This window comes from Microbacterium sp. UFMG61 (assembly GCF_015354505.1).
Lineage (GTDB): Bacteria > Actinomycetota > Actinomycetes > Actinomycetales > Microbacteriaceae > Microbacterium.
The window spans coordinates 279,423-298,978 of the sequence record NZ_JACAFP010000005.1 but is presented as its reverse complement, the minus strand read 5'-3'; the positions used below and the strand labels follow the sequence as shown (position 1 = coordinate 298,978).

The following is a 19,556-nucleotide window of genomic DNA, read 5'->3' as shown; positions in this document are numbered from 1 at the left end:
GGCTTCTCCCGCCCGGGTTTCTCCTGCACAGGCCTCTCCTGCACAGGGAGCCGCGGCCCAGGGCGCGCCGGGTGGCGGACCGACATCCGCCTCGACCCGCCCCGCACCGGCAGCGGCTCCGGCGACGAAAGCGGCGCCCGCCGCACCGACCATCACCGAGCGCACCCCGGCCGGGGGAGTGCAGCGCTATGGTGAGGCCGTGATCCGCCAGGTGCTCGGCGCGACATTCCTGCGTGAAGAGCCCTACGAGCCCCCGACGAGGTTCTCCTGATGTATGACGGCATCGTCCAGGAACTGATCGATGAGTTCGGCCGACTTCCCGGCATCGGGCCGAAGTCCGCTCAGCGCATCGCCTTCCACATCCTCCAGACGCCGACGTTCGACGTCGCGCGTCTCTCCGAGCTGCTCGTCGAGATCCGGGTGCGCGTGCGCTTCTGCGAGATCTGCGGCAACGTCTCCGAGCAGGAACGCTGCGCGATCTGCCGCGACCCGCGTCGCAACGCGACTCTGATCTGCGTGGTCGAAGATGCGAAAGACGTGGCGGCCATCGAGCGCACCCGCGAGTTCCGTGGGCTCTACCACGTGCTCGGCGGGGCGATCAGCCCCATCGCGGGTATCGGACCCGATGACCTGCGCATCGCACAGCTCATGACGCGTCTGGCCGACGGCACGGTGCAGGAGGTCATCCTGGCGACCAACCCGAACCTCGAGGGCGAGGCGACGGCCAGCTACCTCAGCCGTCTGCTCACCACGATGCAGATCACCGTGTCGCGCCTCGCCTCCGGCCTGCCGGTCGGCGGCGACCTCGAGTACGCCGACGAGGTCACGCTCGGCAGGGCGTTCGAGGGGCGGCGCGTGTTGTGACCGCACAGGCCGGCTTCTCGCGTCGCGGCTGGCTGCTCTTCGGTGCCATGGCGCTCCTGTGGGGAGTGCCATATCTGTTCATCAGCGTGGCGGTCGAGTCGTTCTCGCCGCCGGCGATCGTCGCAGGCCGCACGCTGATCGCGGCCGTGCTGCTGTTGCCGTTCGCGATCCGCGGGGGATCGCTGCGCCACGCGATGAAGGTATGGCCGTGGGTCCTCGCGTTCGGCGCGATCGAGATGGCCGGACCCTTCGTCCTGCTGGGGCACGCCGAGATGACGCTGCCCTCGGGCATGACCGGTCTGCTCGTCGCCACGGTGCCGCTGTTCGCCGCACTGATCGCACTCGGCGGTGGCGACCGCGGGGTGCTGCGCCCGGCGCGCGCGATCGGACTGCTGGTCGGATTCCTCGGCGTCGCGATCGTCGTCGCGGGGCCGGGGCTCTTCGGCGGTGAGGTCAGTCTGCTCGCGGCGGGTGAGGTGCTGCTGGTCGCCGTCCTCTATGCGATCGCCCCGTTCATCGTCGCCCGCAAGCTCGCCGACGTGCCGTCGCTCGGCACGATCACCCTGTCGCTGCTCATGATCGGCATCATCTATCTGCCGATCGGTCTGCTCACGCAGCACGAGGTCCCGACTCTGCCCTCGATCGCCGCGCTCATCGCGCTCGCGCTGATCTGCACGGCTGTGGCGTTCCTCGCCTTCTTCGCGCTGATCCGCGAGGTCGGCCCCGTGCGCGCACCGCTCTTCACCTACGTGAACCCCGTCGTCGCGATCATCCTCGGCGCGATCGTGCTCGCCGAGCCGCTGACCCCCGGCCTGCTCATCGGCTTCCCGCTGATCATCGTCGGATGCTGGTTCGCCGCCACCGGAGGGCGCCTGCGCCCACCGGCATCCATCCCCTCCCGTCTCCCGATCCCGCCCGCCCTCTGACTCGATCCCGGATCCAAGCACACTCGATCCCGGATCCAGGCACACTCGCCTGCTGAGCACAGCTTCGGATGCCGAGGCCGCCACGCCGAGGCATCCGCCCGCCCGTCGGGGTGTCATGTGTGCGGCTCCGAAGCCGTGCCCCGGGTGGGGCCCCCGTCACATGCGACGTGGGGCATACGCACCGATCGTAGAATGAGCGTGGGCGGATCCGCCCGACATCCCAGGGAGTGAACGTGGCCCTCATCGTGCAGAAGTACGGCGGCTCGTCTGTCGCCGACGCAGAGAGCATCAAGCGCGTCGCCAAGCGCATCGTCGACACGCGTCGCGCAGGGCACGACGTCGTCGTCGCCGTGAGCGCGATGGGCGATACGACCGACGAACTGCTCGACCTCGCGAACGAGGTCGCGCCCATCCCGGCTCCGCGAGAGCTCGACATGCTGCTCTCGAGCGGTGAGCGCATCTCGATGGCTCTGCTCGCGATGGCGATCCACTCGATGGGCTTCGAAGCGCGGTCGTTCACGGGGAGCCAGGCAGGCATGATCACCGACTCGCACCACGGCGCGGCGCGCATCGTCGACGTGACCCCGGTGCGGCTGCGTGAGGCACTCGACGAGGGCGCGATCGTCATCGTCGCGGGCTTCCAGGGATTCAACCGCGACACGCGCGACATCACGACGCTGGGTCGTGGCGGCTCCGACACGACCGCCGTCGCCCTCGCGGCAGCGCTCGCTGCTGACGTCTGCGAGATCTACAGCGACGTCGACGGCATCTTCACCTCCGACCCGCGGGTGATCCCCAAGGCGCAGAAGCTCGATCACATCTCCAGCGAGGAGATGCTCGAGCTCGCCGCGAACGGCGCCAAGGTGCTCTACATCCGCGCCGTCGAGTACGCACGCCGTCACGGCGTCCTGATCCACGCCCGCTCGACGTTCTCGTCGTCCGAGGGCACCTACGTCCTGGGCGAGGGCATGAAGAACCCCCGCGAAGCAGAGGGAGCAGCAGCCATGGAAGAACCGATCGTCGCCGGTGTCGCCACCGACTTCGGCCAGGCCAAGATCACCGTCGCCGGTGTGCCCGACGTTCCCGGCAAGGCCGCGGAGATCTTCAAGATCGTCGCGAAATCCGGTGCGAACGTCGACATGATCGTGCAGAACGTGTCGGCCGCCTCTACGGGGCGCACCGACATCTCGTTCACGGTTCCCAAGGCGGATGCCGCGGCGGCGCTCAAGGCCCTCGCGGCCGAGCAGTCCGAGGTGGGCTTCGAGAACCTGGTGCACGACGACCAGATCGGCAAGCTCTCGGTGGTCGGCGCCGGGATGCGCACGCACTCCGGAGTCTCGGCGATCCTCTTCGAGGCGCTGTCGGCCGGTGGCATCAACATCGAGATGATCTCGACCTCCGAGATCCGGATCTCGGTCGTGCTCCGCGACACCGACCTGGCCGAGGCCGCACGCACCGTGCACTCCGCCTACGGCCTCGACGGCGAGAGCGACGCGACGGTCCACGCCGGCACCGGTCGCTGACCGCGCGGCGGCACGGCGACCTGGCGACACCGCCACACGGCGAAACGGCTGAAATCTCCCCGCCCGGCTGACGATCCGACCGGTATCCGACCGCCGGGCGGGAAACCGTCAGCCAGACGGACCCGTGCACGACGCCAGCGCACGCCGCCAGCCGGACGACGGTCATCGGCCACCGGCCGCCACGATAGACTCACCGAAACCCTGACATCGGCGCCAGGCGCGGCATCCGCATCCCGACGTCGCGCCCGAAGCCTTTCTTGCTGTACTGCACGACGCCAAGGAACCTCATGACCCGCATCTCCGACTCAGGACTCTCCGTCGCCATCGTGGGCGCCACCGGCCAGGTGGGCACCGTGATGCGCGATATTCTCGCCGAGCGATCCTTCCCGATCCGCGAGCTGCGCCTGTTCTCGTCGTCGCGCTCCGCCGGCACGGCCATCGAGTTCGGCGGCGCGACGGTCATCGTCGAAGACGTCGAGACCGCGGATGCCGCGGGCATCGACATCGCTCTCTTCTCTGCCGGCGCGACCGCCAGCCGTGCGTACGCGCCGCGCTTCGCGGAGGCCGGAGCCGTCGTCGTCGACAACTCCAGTGCCTGGCGCAACGACCCCGAGGTTCCCCTGGTCGTCAGCGAGGTCAACCCGCACGCGATCGACGACCGCCCCCGCGGCATCATCGCGAACCCCAACTGCACGACCATGGCAGCGATGCCGGTGCTGAAGGCGCTGGATGCCGAGGCCGGCCTCGAGCGCCTGATCGTCTCGACCTACCAGGCCGTGTCGGGCTCCGGTCTCGCCGGTGCGCAGGAGCTGCTCGGTCAGGTCGAGGGCGTGCTCGCCCAGGGCGACACGCTGCGCCTGGTGCACGACGGGTCGTCGATCGACTTCCCGGAGCCCGAGAAGTACGTCGCGCCCATCGCGTTCGACGTGATCCCGTTCGCGGGCAACCTCGTCGACGACGGCCAGAACGAGACCGACGAGGAGAAGAAGCTCCGCAACGAGAGCCGCAAGATCCTCGAGATCCCCGATCTCCGTGTCGCCGGCACCTGCGTGCGCGTGCCCGTCTTCACGGGGCACTCGCTCTCGATCAACGTCGAGTTCGCCCGTGACATCACGCCGCAGCGTGCCGCCGAGGTGCTCAGCACCGCTCCGGGCGTCGTGCTCGACGAGGTGCCGACGCCGCTGCAGGCCGCAGGCAAGGACCCGAGCTTCGTCGGCCGCATCCGTGCCGACCAGTCGGCTCCGGAGAACAGGGGTCTCGTGCTGTTCATCAGCAACGACAACCTGCGCAAGGGTGCGGCGCTGAACGCCGTGCAGATCGCGGAGATCCTCGCCGAGCGTCTGGCGTCGTAGCACTCGCGTCATAGCCTGAGCGCATCCCCGCCATGCGGAACCGGTCTGACCAGGCCGGTCCCCGTGGTCGGTCGTGTCGTGACCTCGAACTAGACTGTTCCGGTGACCGAAAACGTCGATGTCGTCTTGATCGGTGGTGGCATCATGAGCGCCACCCTGGGTACTCTGCTGCACGAGCTGCAGCCGGATTGGAAGATCGTCGCCTTCGAGCGACTCTCCGATGTGGCGCAGGAATCCTCGAACCCGTGGAACAACGCGGGTACGGGTCACGCGGCACTCTGCGAGCTGAACTACATGCCGCAGCAGAAGGGTGCTCCTCTCGACCCGGCCAAGGCCGTCTCGATCAACGAGCAGTTCCAGCAGAGCCGTCAGTTCTGGTCGTCGCTGGTCGACAGGGGAGTGCTCGATGCTCCGTCGACGTTCATCAATGCGACGCCGCACATGACGTTCGTGCGCGGTGAGAAGGATGTCGCGTACCTCAAGGACCGCTACGAGGTTCTCAAGAAGCAGCCGCTGTTCGACGGCATCGAGTACAGCGAGGACTCGCGCGTCATCAACACGTGGGCGCCGCTGCTCATGCAGCAGCGCCGCAAGGGCGAGCCCTTCGCCGCGACACGCGTGCCCGCGGGCACCGACGTCGACTTCGGCGCACTGACCCACCAGCTCTTCGACCACCTGACCGCGTCGGGTGTCGCGCTGCGCACCAACCACGAGGTGCGCTCGCTGAAGAAGCAGAAGGACGGCTGGCTCGTCAAGTACCGCACCACGATCGGTCGCACTCCCAACGAGATCAAGGCGCACTTCGTGTTCGTCGGCGCCGGCGGCTGGGCTCTCAAGCTGCTGCAGCGCTCCGGCATCCCCGAGATCAAGGGCTACGGCGTCTTCCCGATCGGCGGGCAGTTCCTCAAGACGAGCAACCCGAAGATCGTGGCCCAGCACAAGGCCAAGGTGTATTCGCAGGCGTCCGTCGGCGCACCGCCCATGTCTGTGCCGCACCTCGACACTCGCGTGGTCGACGGTGAGGCCTCGCTCATGTTCGGGCCGTTCGCGACGTTCAGCCCGAAGTTCCTCAAGAACGGGTCGATGCTCGACCTCGTCACCCAGGTGCGCCCGCACAACCTGTGGCCCATGCTGCGCGTCGCCTTCGCGAACCCCGACCTCATCACGTACCTGGTCGGCGAGCTGCTCAAGAACCACGGCAAGAAGGTCGACAGCCTGCGCACGTTCATGCCGACCGCGAAGGACGAGGACTGGACCCTCATCAACGCCGGTCAGCGCGCGCAGGTGATGAAGAAGGATGCCAAGAAGGGCGGCGTGCTGCAGTTCGGCACCGAGGTCGTCGCTGCCGCTGACGGCTCGATCGCGGGTCTGCTCGGAGCCTCTCCGGGAGCGTCGACGGCCGTGCCGATCATGCTCGACCTGCTCAAGAAGTGCTTCCCCGAGCAGTACCCGGGGTGGGAGCCCGAGCTGCGCGAGCTGATCCCGACGTTCGGCAGATCGCTCAACACGGATGCCGCGCTCGCCGAGAAGTCCACGGCAGCCACGGCCGCCACGCTGGGCATCAACCAGTAACGCGCCGGTGGCGAAGCTCTACTTCCGCTACGGAGCGATGAATTCCGGCAAGTCCACCTCGCTGCTGCAGGCCGCATACAACTACGAGGAGCGCGGCCAGCACGTGCTGCTCGCGAAGCCCGCGATCGACACCAAGGGTGCGTCGCAGATCGACAGCCGCCTCGGCATGACGCGAGAGGTCGACTTCCTCATCGGTGCGGACGACGACGCCAGGGCGCTCTTCGCGGCGCACAGCCGTGAGGCCGACATCGCGTGTCTGCTCATCGACGAGGCGCAGTTCTTGACGGCACCGCAGGTCGACGACCTGTTCCGCATCGCGATCGAGGACGGCATCCCGGTCTTGGCGTACGGCATCCGCAACGACTTCCTCACTCATGCGTTCCCCGGATCCGCCCGGCTGCTCGCCATCGCGCACTCGCTCGAAGAGCTCAAGACCATCTGCCGCTGCGGACGCAAGGCCGTGTTCAACGGCCGGGTCGTCGGGGGCCGCTTCGTGTTCGACGGAGACCAGGTCGCCATCGACGAGGGGGCCGACGGCGCTGCCGCACCCGAGGTGACGACCTATGAGTCGCTCTGCGGTGCGTGCTACCTGCAGGAGTCCGGCGGACGCCTGAGCTGATCCGCCCCACCCCGCCCTGCGCCGCGCGCGCCGCGTCGTTCGGGGTGCCACCCGGTGCACTATTCAGCATGGATCGCGCGCGCGAGAGGTCATCCTCCCGCGGCCACGGCCTTCTCCGACCCGCCGGTGCTGAATACTGAACACCCCCGCTGCGTCGCCGCGCCCGGATTGCGTGGTCTGACCACACGCGCTACTGTGGTCAGACCACAGGTTCGGCATACGCGCGAGCCCGATCCCGACGCGACGAGGAGAGCGGATGCCCGAGCAGCCGGCACGCGCATGGCGTCTCGTGCTCGAGCACATCGAGCGCGATCTGCTCGACGGCCGCATCGGCCCGGGGGACAGGCTTCCCTCGGAACGCGATCTCTCCGCCGAGCTCGGCGTCGGCCGGTCGAGCGTGCGTGAAGCGCTGCGGGTGCTCGAGGTCATGGGCCTGATCCGCACCTCCACCGGCTCGGGACCGCAGTCCGGCGCGATCGTGATCTCGACGCCCACCGGTGGCATGTCCACGCTGCTCAGGCTCCAGGTGGCCGCCCGAGGGTTCCCGCTCGAAGACGTCGTGCAGACCCGTCTGCTCCTTGAGGATGCGGTCGCCGCGACGCTCGCCGGTCGCGCCGAACGAGACCTCACCGCCGCGCACCGGGTGCTCGACGCGATGGACGTCGGTGGCCTGACCCCCGCAGAGTTCCTGGCGCTCGACGCCGAGCTGCATCTCGCCCTCGCCGACTCGAGCGGCAACAGCGTGGTCGCGGCGATGATGGCCGGTCTCCGCACCTCCATCGAGTCCTATGTGCAGGAGGGCGCAGCGGCCGTCACCGACTGGGCCTCGATGGCCGACGGCCTGCGTGCTGAGCACCGGGCCATCGTCGCGGCGATCGACGCGGGTGATGCGCAGGCCGCGCGCGCTCTGGTGCGCGCCCACATCACCGGCTACTACGAACGAACCGGATCCCTGACCCTGCAGCAGGGTGCCCGGTCCCCGCGAACGACCGACTGAAAGGACAGCCATGGTCCAGCGCCAGCTCCCCAACCCGAAAGAGCTCCTCGAGCTCATGCAGTTCAAGAAGCCGCAGCTCGACGGCAAGAAGCGTCGTCTCGACGGCGCGCTCACGATCGACGATCTGCGCACGATCGCCAAGCGCCGCACGCCCAAGGCGGCGTTCGACTACACCGACGGTGCCGCCGAGGGCGAGCTGTCGCTCACGCGTGCCCGTCAGGCGTTCCAGGACGTCGAGTTCCACCCCGGCATCCTCCGGCCCGCGCCCGACGTCGACACCTCGGTCGACATCCTGGGCGGCCCCTCTGCCCTCCCGTTCGGCATCGCCCCGACCGGGTTCACGCGACTGATGCAGACCGAGGGTGAGGTCGCCGGAGCCGGCGCCGCCGCCGCGGCCGGCATCCCGTTCACCCTGTCGACGCTCGGCACGACCTCGATCGAGGGAGTGAAGGCGGCGACCCTTCGCGAGCCTCAGGGACCGGTTCCGGGGAGGAACTGGTTCCAGCTCTACGTGATGCGCGACCGCGAGATCTCCTACGAGCTCACCCGCCGTGCTGCCGCCGCAGGATTCGACACCCTGCAGTTCACGGTCGACACCCCCGTCGCGGGAGCCCGCCTGCGTGACAAGCGCAACGGCTTCAGCATCCCGCCGCAGCTCACCCTCGGCACGATCGTCAACGCGATCCCGCGCCCGTGGTGGTGGTACGACTTCCTCACGACGCCGAAGCTCGAGTTCGCCTCGCTCAGCACCACGGGCGGCACGGTCGGCGAGCTGCTCGACGCCGCCATGGACCCGACGATCAGCTACGACGACCTCGCCGTGATCCGCGACATCTGGCCCGGCAAGATCGTGATCAAGGGCGTGCAGAACGTCGAGGATTCGGTGCGGCTGCGCGACGCAGGCGTCGACGGCATCGTGCTGTCGAACCACGGCGGTCGTCAGCTCGACCGTGCGCCGATCCCGTTCCACCTGCTGCCCGAGGTGCGCAAGGCCGTGGGCGACGACTTCACGGTCATGATCGACACGGGCATCATGAACGGCGCCGACATCGTCGCGGCCGTGGCGCTCGGTGCCGACTTCACGCTCATCGGGCGTGCGTACCTCTACGGGCTGATGGCGGGCGGACGCGCCGGTGTCGACCGGACGATCGAGATCCTGCGCACCGAGATCGAGCGCACCATGCGCCTGCTCGGAGTGGCCTCGCTCGCCGAGCTCGAGCCCGCGCATGTGACCCAGCTCACGCGCCTCGTACCGGTCACCCGGACCGCATCCGACGTCGTCGTCCGCTGACCCTCACGCCGCGGACTCGACCGGCCGTCGAGTCCGCGGCGGCCACGGCACCGGCATCGACGTCGTCCTGCGGTGCTCCGCGGAGGGGCTCAGAGAGTCTTCAGCAGGTCGTCGAGCTTGTCGGCGGTGTCTTCCCAGCCTTCGACGGACACCGACGGCACGCCGATCGCCAGAACGGGGTAGTCGTTGCCGCCCTCGTCGAGGCGGTCGCCGAAGAAGAGCATCGACTCCAGCGGGATGCCGGTGTGCTCTGCGAGCTGCCGCATGCCGTAGGCCTTGTCGATGCCTGCGCGCGTGATGTCGATCGAGGTCGAGCCGCCGGAGCGCACTTCGAGTCCGGGCAGGCGCGCGGCCACGGCGTCGCGCAGCGCTTCGCGCTTCGAGCCCGTCGGGTCCCAGTCGTGCTTGGCGTCGCGAGGGGCCTTCTGACCGAGGGCCGAGAACGTGATCTGCGAACCGCGGTCCTCGAGGATCTCGCCCCACGGCTCGGCTTCCCACAGCCCCAGGCGCTCGGCCTCCTCGCGCAGGGCGGTGAGCGCTGCGGACTTCTCGTCGGCGCTGAGGTCATGGGCGTACAGCGGCACGAAGTCGGAACCGTCGTGCCGCAGGTAGCGGGTGCCGCAGGTGGGCAGCAGGTGCATGCGGGCGACGGCCGCGGCATCCGCATTCGTCAGCTGCGCGATGACCTGTGAGCGGAACTGCTGTTCGTTGCCGCCCGAGATGATCGCGACGTCGACGCTGCGCAGCAGCGCGAGCAGCTGAGCCGCGATGCGAGGGCTGATGGCACCCTTCGACGGAGCGAGCGTGTCATCGAGGTCGAAGGCGACGAGGGCAGGCGTGGTCATGTGGTTTCCCCAAGATCCGTGGCGGATGTGGCGCATGTGGTGCAGTCCGCGGTTACAGAGAAGGCCGCCCGTGAGGGCGGCCTTCGTGTGTCACTGGTCGGGGTGACAGGATTTGAACCTGCGACCTCTTCGTCCCGAACGAAGCGCGCTACCAAGCTGCGCCACACCCCGTTTTGCAACCCTCCGAGTCTACAAGAGAGGAGGGGCAAACGGCGAATCGGGACTCGTGCCTCACCCTCATCATGACGTTGCGACGGCGGTCGACGCGATGAGCACGCCCAGACCGAGAAGGATCGCCGTCACGAGCACGACCGCCCGCACGCGCTGTCTCGGGATCGTCATGACGAGCGCCGAGAGGGCGACCGCCCACACGCTCGTGGTCGCGGAGATCAGGACGGCGAGGAAGCCCGGAGGAGAGCGGACGAGCTCGATCCCGCCCGCGCCGCTGACCAGTGTCAGAGACCAGCAGAAGAATGCCGTCCACGCGATGCAGATGACGCCTGACATGCTGGCGAGGCTCAGCACGGCCGTGCGGGGGAGGCGAGCTGAAACGGCCGGGATCGATCCGAGGGCAGGAACGAGAACGCACAGGATGTAGATCGCGATGAGCGGGATGGCGGCACCGTCATGCACGCCGAGGGGAGACGTCGTCAGTGCGAGTACCGGAGTGAGGAGTCCGATCGCGGCGAGGAGCGGAACGACGACATAGACGACCCCGACGAGGCGCCGCGCCCGACGAGAGGGCGTCGTGTGATGCATCCCGTCGTCCATGCCGACTCGCGAGACCGCCGGTCGATCAGTCTCGCGCCGTGAGCGTGAGAAGCGTCGCCTCGGGGCGGCACGCGAATCGCACCGGCGCGTAGATCGAGTGACCGCATCCGGCGCTGACGTTGAGCGGCACGGTGCGGCCGTCTGCGGTCCAGGTGCTGAGGCCCTTCGCCTGCTTCAGTGGAATGTCGCAGTTCGCGACGAGAGCGCCGTAGCCGGGCAGGCAGACCTGTCCGCCGTGTGTGTGCCCGCCGAAGATCGCTTCGGCTCCCAGGTCGACGAAGCCGTTGAGCACACGCTGATACGGGGCGTGCGTCACACCGATCACCGACGTGCCCGCGTCGCGTGGGCCGAGGCCGTCGATCGCGGCGGGGAGGTCTTCCAGGCGGTCCCACTCGCAGTGCGCGTCGCCGACTCCGAGGAACTCGATCCGGTTGCCCGCGATCGTCAGACGGGTCGCCGTGTTGTCGAGGGCTGACCACCCGAGATCCTCGGAGAAGTACGCATCGAGCGCCTCGGTGTCGAGCGACGCGGGCGTCGGCGGCTTCTGCGAAGGGCCCATGAAGTACCGGAACGGGTTGCGGGGCGAGGGGGCGATCACGTCGTTCGATCCGTGCACGAAGACACCCGGGATGCCCGCGAACGGCTCGAATGCACGGCGGATGCCGTCGAGTCCGTCGCGGTGCCCGAGGTTGTCGCCGGTGTTGACGATCAGGTCGGGCTTCAGCTGCGCGAGCGAGGCCAGCCAGTCCTGCTTGCGGTGCTGCCAGGGCGCCATGTGGGCATCGGAGACGTGGAGCACGCGGATCGGTGCGGAGCCGGGAGCGAGCACGGATGCCGTCCCCTCGCGCACCGTGAACAGGTAGCGCTCGATGCCGATGCCCCAGACCGCTGTCGCCGCACCGACGGCCCCCACCGCGCCGAGCGCGATGAGGGCCGGGTGTGCCGCTGTGCGAGCGGTCACTTGCAGGTGACCGTGATCGACGTGCTCTTGCTCGTCGCCGTGTTCGCAGCCGGGTTCGTGCTCTCGACCGTCGACCCCGGCGGGTTGCACGAGTTGTCGAACGAGATCGATGAGAAGCCGGCTCCGAACAGCGCGTTCTGCGCATTCGACCTCGACTGGCCGGTGACGTCGGGCACGGTCGCGGCCTGCCCGTTGCTCGGCGAGATCGTCACGGTCGCGCCGTTCGCGGCCTGGCCGGACGGGTCCTGCGCCACGATGACATCGCCCTCGGGGCCGTCGACCGGGGCACCCACGGTGACCTGGAAGCCCCTGTCTCGCAGGGCCTGCGTCGCCGCATCCACCGTCATGCCGACCACGTTGGGCACATCGGTCAGGATCTGTCGGCTGAGGTTGTTGTCCGGTGCGGGGAAGGCGTCGCCGCCGTAGATGTCGTTCGCGGTGCGCTGCATCGTGCGCGCGAGCGTGTAACGCATCGCGTTCAGGTCGGTGCCGCCCCAGCTCTGCCGGAGGATGCTCGCCTGGCCCTCCCAGCGTCCGACCCACACCGAGGTGGTCACGTTCGTGCTGGACTCGATCATCATGGTTCCCCACGACTCGTGGGTTCCGGTCTTGCCGATCAGCGGGGTGCCGTCATTGGTGTTGGCGCGGTTTCCCGTACCGCCGCCGTTCATCACGCCTTGCAGGGCGAAGGCGGCCGTCGCGGCGACCTCGGGCTTGATGACCTCGGAGCACTTCGGCTCAGGGATCGGCAGTTCGTTGCCGTCCGCGTCGACGACGCGGACGATCGCGCGCGGCTCGCAGTGGACGCCGTTGTTGGCGACCGTCGCGTAGGCGCCGGCCATGGCGAGCGGCGAGATGTACTTCGGCCCGAGGATGTCGTAGGGCGCGGCGTTGCCGTCGGTCGTCTTGCCGCCGGTCGAGAGCGTGACGCCCATGCGGTCGGCGACGGCGTTGATCTCGCAGAGATCGAGCTTCTCCGCCATAGCGAGGTAGCCGCTGTTCAGCGAGTCGGCCGTGAACTTCAGGACATTGCCGGTGTAGCCGCCCTGGTTCCCGAAGTTCTGGATCTTCGTGCGGTTCGTGATGGTGTCGTCACCGCACTTGAAGTTGGAGAAGACGCGGTTGTTGGCATTCAGGGTCTCGCGCACCGAGTGGCCGTTCTCGAGCCAGTCGATCAGGGTGAACAGCTTGTAGGTCGAGCCGACCGAGAAGCCGTTCGATCCGCCGTGCGCCTTGTCGGTCGCGAACACGAGGGCGCTGTAGGCCTGATCGCCCTGGATCGTCTCGCTGAAGTTGGTGTTCTGCGTGATCGCGAGCACGCGCCCCGTCTTGGTCTCGAGCGAGACGCCCGCCGCGCCGAAGTTCTGGTTGTCGTAGTTCGCGGGAACGGTCTCGAGCATCTCGGCCGCAGCGGCGTTCTGGATGTCGATGTTCATCGTCGAGTAGATCTTGAGGCCACCCTGACGCAGCAGGTCGCGCCGGTCGTCCTCGGTCTCACCGAATGCCGGGTCGGTCAGCACGATCGACTTCACGTACTCGCAGAAGTAGGCGCTGCGGGCGATGCCCACCGCGGCGGCGCACCCCTGCGTGGGCTGGCTGATCGCCGGGCCGATGGGGGAGGCGTCCGCCTCGTCGTACTGCGCCTGCGTGATCTTGCCGTTCGCGAGCATGCGATCGAGCACGTAATGGCGACGATCGGCCGTCTCGGCGTAGCCGTCGGCCTCGCTGTTGTGCCCCACACCGTCGGCATCCGTCCAGGTGCCCTGCGGCTGATCGATGCGGTACTGGTTCGGGTTCTGCACCATACCGGCGATCGTGGCCGCCTGCGCGAGCGTGAGGTTCGCCGCGGTCGTCGAGAAGTAGTAGTTCGCCGCCGACTCGATGCCGTAGACCGTACCGCCGAAGTTCGCGATGTTGAGGTACCCGAGAAGGATGTCGTTCTTCGAGTACTCCTTCTCGATCTGCAGGGCGAAACGCATCTCCTGCAGCTTGCGCTCGACGCCCTTGGCGCCCTCGGCGTTGGTCGCGTCGAGCCAGCACTGCTCCAGATCGTCGGCGTAGGTGCCCGAGGCCGGGTCGGCCTCCTGCTCGCACTCCTGGATCAGCACGTTCTTCACGTACTGCTGCGTGATGGTCGACGCGCCGCGGTCGTCGGTGCCGCGCAGGTTGTCGACGAGCGCCTTGGCCGTCGCGCCCACGTTCACGCCGCCGTGGCTGAAGTAGTCCTTGTCCTCGCTCGAGAGGATCGCGTCGTAGACGACGGGATTGATCTGCTCGTACGTGACCGGGATGCGGTTCTGCTCGTAGAACGAGGCGAGCTCGACCTCGGATCCGTCCGAGGCGGTCGCGACGATCGTCGACTGTTCCATCGGGCGGTTGACCTGGAGGTTCGCGGGAAGATCCTGGAAGATCGTCAGCGCCTGCGAGCCTGCGATGCCGGTCATGGCGAGGACCGGGGTGACGCTGGCCGCGACGAGGAGACCGGCGACGGCGCTCAGCCCGACGAGCCCGAGGACTCCGCCGAGCGCACCACTCACCGTGCGATTCTTTTGGGGCATACGCTTGATCGTAGGGGAGTTCCCTGAATACCGCCTTTGACGCATCTGCGAGGCGCGGATGCCGCCAGACAGGAGTGCCATGACCACGTGGGAATACCTCACCACGCCGCTGCTGATCCACAACACCGCCGCGATCCTCAACAACTGGGGAAAGCAGGGCTGGGAGCTCGTACAGGTCGTGCAGGGGCCTGAAGGCGGCCTCGTCGCCTACTTCAAGCGTCCCGTGACCGCGGATGCCGCGGGCAATGCCGGCCTCGCCGCCGCCGCTCAGGCGTCGCGTCAGTTCGAGGGAGGCGCCGAGTGAGCGTCTCCGCCCGCCTCGCCGAGCTCGGCATCGAGCTCCCCGCCGTCGCAGCGCCCGTCGCCGCGTACGTGCCCGCGGTCGTGCACGCCGGACTCGTCTACACCTCGGGTCAGCTTCCGTTCACCGACGGCTCGCTCCCGGCGACCGGCAAGGTCGGCGCCGAGGTCTCGGCCGACGACGCGAACGCCTACGCACGCACGTGCGCTCTGAACGCCCTCGCCGCCGCAGCGGATGCCGCCGGCGGAGTCGACAACATCGCAGGAGTTCTGCGGATCGGCGGCTTCGTGGCATCAATTCCCGAGTTCAGCGGACAGCCCGGCGTCATCAACGGCGCCAGCCTGGTGCTCGGTGAGATCTTCGGCGACGCCGGTCGGCACGTGCGCGCCGCAGTCGGCGTACCCGTGCTGCCGCTCGACAGTCCCGTCGAGGTCGAGGTCACCTTCATCCTCGCCTGACGCTTCGACAGGCTCAGCGCCCCATTCGACAGGCTCAGCGCCCCATTCGACAGGCTCAGCACCCCATTCGACAGGCTCAGCACCCCAGCATTCCCTGGGTCCCTGAGCCTGTCGAAGGGCGCTCTACTTGACCTGTGCCGAGATGATGCTCATGACGGCCGTGTCGGCGAGGGTCGTCGTGTCGCCGACCTCGCGGCCCTCGGCCACGTCGCGAAGCAGACGCCGCATGATCTTGCCCGAGCGGGTCTTGGGCAACTCGCCGACGATGTACACGTCACGCGGACGGGCGATCGCGCCGATCTGCTCGCCGACCCACTGGCGCAGCTGCTGTGCGAGCCCCGCCGGGTCGTGCGCCGACAGGTAGCTCTCCTTGATGATGACGAACGCCACCACCGCCTGCCCAGTCGTCTCGTCGGCGGCACCGACGACCGCGGCCTCGGCCGTCGCCTCGTGCGCGACGAGCGACGATTCGATCTCGGCGGTCGAGAGTCGGTGGCCCGACACGTTCATCACGTCGTCGACGCGGCCGAGCAGCCACAGGTCGCCGTCAGCGTCCAGACGAGCGCCGTCTCCGGCGAAGTAGTAGCCCTGCTTCTCGAACTTCTCCCAGTAGGTCTCCCGGTATCGCTCGGGGTCGCCCCAGATACCGCGGAGCATGCTCGGCCACGGCTCCGTGACCACGAGCAGGCCGCCGTTGCCGTTGCCGACCTCGGTGCCCGACTCGTCGACCACGTCGATCGAGATACCGGGCAGGGGAACCTGCGCGGAGCCGGGCTTGGTCGCGGTCACGCCGGGCAGGGCCGAGACCATGATCGCGCCCGTCTCGGTCTGCCACCAGGTGTCGACGATCGGCGTCGTGCCCGCGCCGATCACGTCGCGGTACCAGATCCACGCCTCGGGATTGATGGGCTCTCCGACCGAGCCGAGCAGTCGCAGCGACGACAGGTCGAACTTCGCGGGAACACTGCGGCCGATCTTCATGAACGAGCGGATCGCGGTCGGAGCGGTGTAGAAGATCGAGACCTTGTACTTCTCGATGATCTCCCACCAGCGGCCGGGGTGCGGAGCATCCGGTGTGCCCTCGTAGATCACCTGGGTCGCGCCGTTCGCCAGCGGTCCGTAGGTGACGTAGCTGTGCCCGGTGATCCACCCGATGTCGGCGGTGCACCAGTAGACGTCGGTCTCGGGATGCAGATCGAACACGTACTTGTGGGAGTACGCGGCCTGCGTCAGGTAGCCGCCGGAGGTGTGCAGGATGCCCTTGGGCTTTCCCGTCGTGCCCGAGGTGTACAGGATGAACAGCGGGTTCTCGGCGGGGAACGCCTGCGCGGTGTGCTCGGCCGAGACGTTCGGGACAGCCTCGTGCCACCAGATGTCACGGTCGGCGTTCCACTCGACCTCGTTCTCGCCGCGACGCACGACCAGCACGTGTTCGACGGTCTGCTGCTCGCCGTCGCCGCGGTCGGCGAGCGCCTGGTCGACGGCCGGCTTGAGCGCCGAGACGCGACCCTTGCGATAGCCGCCGTCGGCGGTGATCACGAGCTTCGCGCCGGCGTCGTCGATGCGCGAGCGCAGGCTGTCCGCGCTGAAGCCACCGAACACGACGGAGTGGATCGCTCCGACCCTGGCGACCGCGAGCATCGACGCGACGGCCTCGGGGATCATGGGCAGATAGATCGCGACGCGGTCGCCGTGGCCGATGCCGAGGTCTTCGAGCACGTTCGCGACCCGCTTGACCTCGTCGGTCAGCTCGGCATACGTGATCGTGCGGGAGTCGCCGGGCTCACCCTCCCAGTGCAGGGCGACACGGTCGCCGTTGCCTGCCTCGACGTGCCGGTCGAGGCAGTTGTACGCGACGTTGAGCTCGCCGTCGTCGAACCACTTCGCGAACGGCGGCGTCGACCAGTCGAGCACCTGCGTGAAGGGCTTGTGCCACTCGAGCAGCTCGCGTGACTGGCCGGCCCAGAACGCCTCGCGGTCGGCCGCCGCGCTCTCGTACAGCGCGGGCGAGGAGATCGACTGAGCGACGAACTCCTCGGACGGCGGGAACTGGCGGGTTTCATCGAGAAGATGATCGATCTGGCTGCTCATCGGCAGACGCTCCTTTGCGGCATGGCAGGTCGTGCAGGCTGATCCCGGGGTGGCGCGATCAGGTCACGGCGAATCTAGTCTCGGCCGCTGACGTCGCATACTGCCGAAAGTCGGTACTCCGACGGGTTTTGTCAGGACGGTCGCCTTGCGTACACTCGACCTCAGCCGAATTCTCATTCCGGCCTTGGTGTGCCCGAATCCCCCGAAAGGGTGCGCCGTGGGCGGCATCTCATTCCCCCCGTGAGGTGCCGCCCTTCTCCGTGTGGGAGCGCTCTCTGCTGTCTGGGATCGGACGTCGCCGATCGACCGATCTCTCTGCACGGGGTCGGGTGAGATGAGGTTGCTCACAGCGCGTGCGCGACGGCTCCCGAACGCGGTCCCTACGGCACGCCGGGCGCCTACCGTCGGGGCATGCCCGAATCCTTCGTCATCCGTCCGCGTTCGACGTCGCGGTTCGTGGAGAGCGCTCAGGCGGCCGACACCGAGTACCTCCCGATCGATCCGGCCTTCGGGCCGTTGGCCGAACACTGCGCCGATCCCGACGTCACCGACATCTTCGTCAACGGCGCGCAGGGGCTCTTCGTCGACCGCGGGCACGGCGCCGAGGCTGTGCCGGAATGGAGCGCCTCCGAGCGAGAGGTGCGCGATCTCGCGGTCGCGCTGGTGGGACTCGGCGGTCGTCATCTCGACGACCAGGCGCCCTGTGTCGACGTGCGACTCGACTCCGGAATCCGGGTACACGCCGTCCTCGCCCCCGTGGCGACGGCGGGCACCGCTTTGTCGATCAGAGTGCCACGGGTGCGCGCCGCCGATCTCGACGCGCTGGCCGCTCTCGGCACCTTCGACGCGCGCGGCCAGAGCTGGCTGGTACGGCTCGTGCAGGAGCGCGCGAACATCCTCATCACCGGCGGCACGGGAACAGGCAAGACCACGCTGCTGTCGGCGTTGCTCTCGGCCGCGCCGGCGTCGGAGCGGATCGTCACGATCGAAGACGTCGCAGAACTCAGACCGAGGCACCCGCATCATGTGGCTCTCGAAGCACGGCAGTCGAATCTCGAAGGTGCGGGCGGCATCAGTCTCGCGCGACTCGTGCGCGAGTCGCTGCGCATGCGTCCCGACCGCCTGGTGGTGGGCGAGTGCCGTGGCGAAGAGGTGCGGGAACTGCTGACCGCTCTGAACACCGGGCACGATGGGGGAGCAGGCACGCTGCACGCCAGCGGTCTGAGTGATGTTCCGGCCCGGATGGAGGCGCTGGGCGCGCTCGCCGGGATGGATGCCGCGGCGCTCGCGCGCCAGGTCGCCAGTGCGTTCACAGTGGTGCTGCACCTCGAGCGCGCGCCGGACGGGCGGCGGCGGATCGCGCAGGCCGGCGAGTTCGCCCTGACCGATGACCGTCTCTCGATCGTCGAGGTGCACCCATGGTGATCGCGCTGCGGCGTGACCGCTCCGAGGCTCACCGCGCCGCAGACGTCGATCATGCGACCGGCGGCGCCGATGCTGCGACGTCGGTGCAGACGCTGGCCGTGCTGCTGCAGGCAGGCGCCGTGCCCCTGACGGCGTGGCGACACCTCGGTGACACGGGCGATGAGCATGCCGCTGCCGTCGTAGAGCGTGTGGAACAGGGGATGGCCCTCGTGGCGGCGATCGAGTCGGAGGGCGGTGCGTGGCGTGATCTCGCCGCCGCGTGGGAGGTGGCGACCACGGTCGGTGCTCCGCTCGCCGAGGTGCTGCGCATGATCGCCGAGACCCTTCGCGATGCCGCATCCGCCGCAGACGACGTGCGCATCGCGCTCGCCGAGCCCGCGGGCACCGCGCGGCTGCTGCTGTGGATGCCGTTCGCCGGCCTGCTGCTCGGATTCGCCCTCGGGTTCGACACCGTCTCGGTCGTGATCGGCAACCCGATCGGCGCCGGCTGCGTCGTGGCGGGGCTGCTGCTCGTGGGGGCCGCGCGTGCCTGGACGGCGCGTCTGCTGCGTCGAGCGAGACCGAGCCCCGCAACGCCCGGCATGCAGGCCGAGCTCGTGGCCGTCGCTCTGTCCGGTGGCGCCTCCGTCGAGCGCGCACTGCGCCTCGTGGACGAGAGTCCGGCCTCGCGCCATGGCGATGGCAGGCGCATCAGATCGGTGCTCGACCTCTCCCGCGCGGCGGGCGTGCCGGCGGCCGAACTGCTTCGAGCCTCGGCGGCGCAGGACCGGCATCGATCGAGGATCGACGGCCGGCTGCGCGCGGCGAAGCTCTCGACCCAGCTGCTCCTCCCGCTCGGGGTGTGCACTCTCCCGGCATTCCTGCTGCTCGGCGTCGCCCCGTTGCTGCTGAGCGTGCTGACCTCGACGCCACTGCCGCTCTGAGCGACGTCTGCATCGAGAACCTTCACCACCCCCATCGACCACCGGATGCCTGCGCATCCACACAGAGAAAGAAGGAACC

The 19,556-nt window shown here is 68.6% G+C and carries 18 protein-coding genes and 1 tRNA gene; 13 read left to right on the top strand and 6 right to left on the bottom strand.

What is annotated here, in order from left to right; genetic code table 11:
• From IXW21_RS08260 to IXW21_RS08220, 9 genes are all read left to right on the top strand, one after another.
• On the top strand, positions 1-271 hold a 271-nt coding region (locus tag IXW21_RS08260), incomplete at its 5' end, for a hypothetical protein (RefSeq protein ID WP_194763796.1).
• Complete coding sequence (gene recR / locus IXW21_RS08255) at positions 271-864, top strand: recombination mediator RecR (protein WP_194763771.1); 594 nt, start codon at positions 271-273, stop codon at positions 862-864. The genes IXW21_RS08260 and recR, both read left to right, overlap by 1 nt.
• Positions 861-1,790, top strand: a complete 930-nt coding sequence (locus tag IXW21_RS08250; RefSeq protein WP_194763770.1) for a DMT family transporter — start codon at positions 861-863, stop codon at positions 1,788-1,790. The genes recR and IXW21_RS08250 overlap by 4 nt, the downstream gene beginning before the upstream one ends.
• Positions 1,791-2,023: 233 nt before the next feature.
• A complete protein-coding gene (locus IXW21_RS08245; protein WP_194763769.1) occupies positions 2,024-3,313 on the top strand; it encodes an aspartate kinase in 1,290 nt (429 codons plus the stop codon).
• 287 nt (positions 3,314-3,600) lie between these two features.
• Positions 3,601-4,665 (top strand): aspartate-semialdehyde dehydrogenase, encoded by a 1,065-nt coding sequence (locus IXW21_RS08240; protein ID WP_194763768.1) that lies wholly within the window; start codon positions 3,601-3,603, stop codon positions 4,663-4,665.
• A 102-nt stretch (positions 4,666-4,767) separates the two neighbouring features.
• A complete protein-coding gene (locus IXW21_RS08235; protein WP_194763767.1) occupies positions 4,768-6,237 on the top strand; it encodes a malate:quinone oxidoreductase in 1,470 nt (489 codons plus the stop codon).
• Between the two features lie 7 nt (positions 6,238-6,244).
• Positions 6,245-6,856, top strand: coding sequence for a thymidine kinase (locus tag IXW21_RS08230; protein WP_194763766.1), 612 nt, complete (start codon positions 6,245-6,247; stop codon positions 6,854-6,856).
• Positions 6,857-7,112: 256 nt separating this feature from the next.
• The gene (locus IXW21_RS08225) at positions 7,113-7,853 is read left to right on the top strand and encodes a FadR/GntR family transcriptional regulator (protein ID WP_194763765.1); all 741 of its coding nucleotides are present in this window, start codon (positions 7,113-7,115) and stop codon (positions 7,851-7,853) included.
• A gap of 10 nt (positions 7,854-7,863) precedes the next feature.
• Positions 7,864-9,144 (top strand): alpha-hydroxy acid oxidase, encoded by a 1,281-nt coding sequence (locus IXW21_RS08220; protein WP_194763764.1) that lies wholly within the window; start codon positions 7,864-7,866, stop codon positions 9,142-9,144.
• A gap of 89 nt (positions 9,145-9,233) precedes the next feature.
• Here the strand turns inward: IXW21_RS08220 and IXW21_RS08215 are convergent, their stop codons facing one another.
• The 5 genes from IXW21_RS08215 to IXW21_RS08195 form a co-directional block, all read right to left on the bottom strand.
• On the bottom strand, positions 9,234-9,989 hold the full coding sequence (locus IXW21_RS08215) for an HAD-IIB family hydrolase (protein ID WP_194763763.1): 756 nt from the start codon (positions 9,987-9,989) through the stop codon (positions 9,234-9,236).
• 94 nt (positions 9,990-10,083) lie between these two features.
• A tRNA-Pro gene (locus IXW21_RS08210) sits at positions 10,084-10,160 on the bottom strand.
• A gap of 69 nt (positions 10,161-10,229) precedes the next feature.
• A complete protein-coding gene (locus IXW21_RS08205; RefSeq protein WP_194763762.1) occupies positions 10,230-10,760 on the bottom strand; it encodes a hypothetical protein in 531 nt (176 codons plus the stop codon).
• A 25-nt stretch (positions 10,761-10,785) separates the two neighbouring features.
• A complete protein-coding gene (locus tag IXW21_RS08200) occupies positions 10,786-11,721 on the bottom strand; it encodes a metallophosphoesterase (protein WP_323742196.1) in 936 nt (311 codons plus the stop codon).
• The gene (locus tag IXW21_RS08195) at positions 11,718-14,279 is read right to left on the bottom strand and encodes a penicillin-binding protein (RefSeq protein ID WP_194763761.1); all 2,562 of its coding nucleotides are present in this window, start codon (positions 14,277-14,279) and stop codon (positions 11,718-11,720) included. Before IXW21_RS08195 ends, IXW21_RS08200 begins: the two co-directional genes overlap by 4 nt.
• Before the next feature lie 79 nt (positions 14,280-14,358).
• On the opposite strand from IXW21_RS08195, the gene IXW21_RS08190 reads away from it, so the two are divergent.
• A complete protein-coding gene (locus tag IXW21_RS08190) occupies positions 14,359-14,583 on the top strand; it encodes a hypothetical protein (RefSeq protein WP_194763760.1) in 225 nt (74 codons plus the stop codon).
• Entirely contained in the window at positions 14,580-15,038 is a 459-nt protein-coding gene (locus tag IXW21_RS08185; RefSeq protein ID WP_194763759.1) for a RidA family protein, read from the top strand. The genes IXW21_RS08190 and IXW21_RS08185 overlap by 4 nt, the downstream gene beginning before the upstream one ends.
• Before the next feature lie 123 nt (positions 15,039-15,161).
• Here IXW21_RS08185 and acs read toward each other — a convergent pair whose 3' ends face one another.
• A complete protein-coding gene (gene acs / locus IXW21_RS08180) occupies positions 15,162-17,129 on the bottom strand; it encodes an acetate--CoA ligase (protein ID WP_194763758.1) in 1,968 nt (655 codons plus the stop codon).
• A 411-nt stretch (positions 17,130-17,540) separates the two neighbouring features.
• Here acs and IXW21_RS08175 point away from each other — a divergent pair, with 411 nt between their 5' ends.
• Both IXW21_RS08175 and IXW21_RS08170 read left to right on the top strand, forming a co-directional pair.
• Positions 17,541-18,554 carry a TadA family conjugal transfer-associated ATPase gene (locus IXW21_RS08175; RefSeq protein WP_194763757.1) on the top strand — a complete coding sequence of 338 codons (1,014 nt, stop codon included), beginning with the start codon at positions 17,541-17,543 and terminating at the stop codon, positions 18,552-18,554.
• On the top strand, positions 18,548-19,477 hold the full coding sequence (locus tag IXW21_RS08170) for a type II secretion system F family protein (RefSeq protein WP_194763756.1): 930 nt from the start codon (positions 18,548-18,550) through the stop codon (positions 19,475-19,477). Before IXW21_RS08175 ends, IXW21_RS08170 begins: the two co-directional genes overlap by 7 nt.
• The last annotated feature ends 79 nt before the right edge of the window (positions 19,478-19,556 follow it).

Coding starts and splice junctions, on each gene's coding strand:
- recR (WP_194763771.1), top strand. CDS start 271: ATGTATGACGGCATCGTCCAGGAACTGATCGATGAGTTCGGCCGACTT.
- IXW21_RS08240 (WP_194763768.1), top strand. CDS start 3,601: ATGACCCGCATCTCCGACTCAGGACTCTCCGTCGCCATCGTGGGCGCC.
- IXW21_RS08225 (WP_194763765.1), top strand. CDS start 7,113: ATGCCCGAGCAGCCGGCACGCGCATGGCGTCTCGTGCTCGAGCACATC.
- IXW21_RS08220 (WP_194763764.1), top strand. CDS start 7,864: ATGGTCCAGCGCCAGCTCCCCAACCCGAAAGAGCTCCTCGAGCTCATG.
- IXW21_RS08215 (WP_194763763.1), bottom strand. CDS start 9,989: ATGACCACGCCTGCCCTCGTCGCCTTCGACCTCGATGACACGCTCGCT.
- IXW21_RS08205 (WP_194763762.1), bottom strand. CDS start 10,760: ATGGACGACGGGATGCATCACACGACGCCCTCTCGTCGGGCGCGGCGC.
- IXW21_RS08195 (WP_194763761.1), bottom strand. CDS start 14,279: ATGCCCCAAAAGAATCGCACGGTGAGTGGTGCGCTCGGCGGAGTCCTC.
- IXW21_RS08190 (WP_194763760.1), top strand. CDS start 14,359: ATGACCACGTGGGAATACCTCACCACGCCGCTGCTGATCCACAACACC.
- acs (WP_194763758.1), bottom strand. CDS start 17,129: ATGAGCAGCCAGATCGATCATCTTCTCGATGAAACCCGCCAGTTCCCG.
- IXW21_RS08175 (WP_194763757.1), top strand. CDS start 17,541: ATGCCCGAATCCTTCGTCATCCGTCCGCGTTCGACGTCGCGGTTCGTG.
- IXW21_RS08170 (WP_194763756.1), top strand. CDS start 18,548: ATGGTGATCGCGCTGCGGCGTGACCGCTCCGAGGCTCACCGCGCCGCA.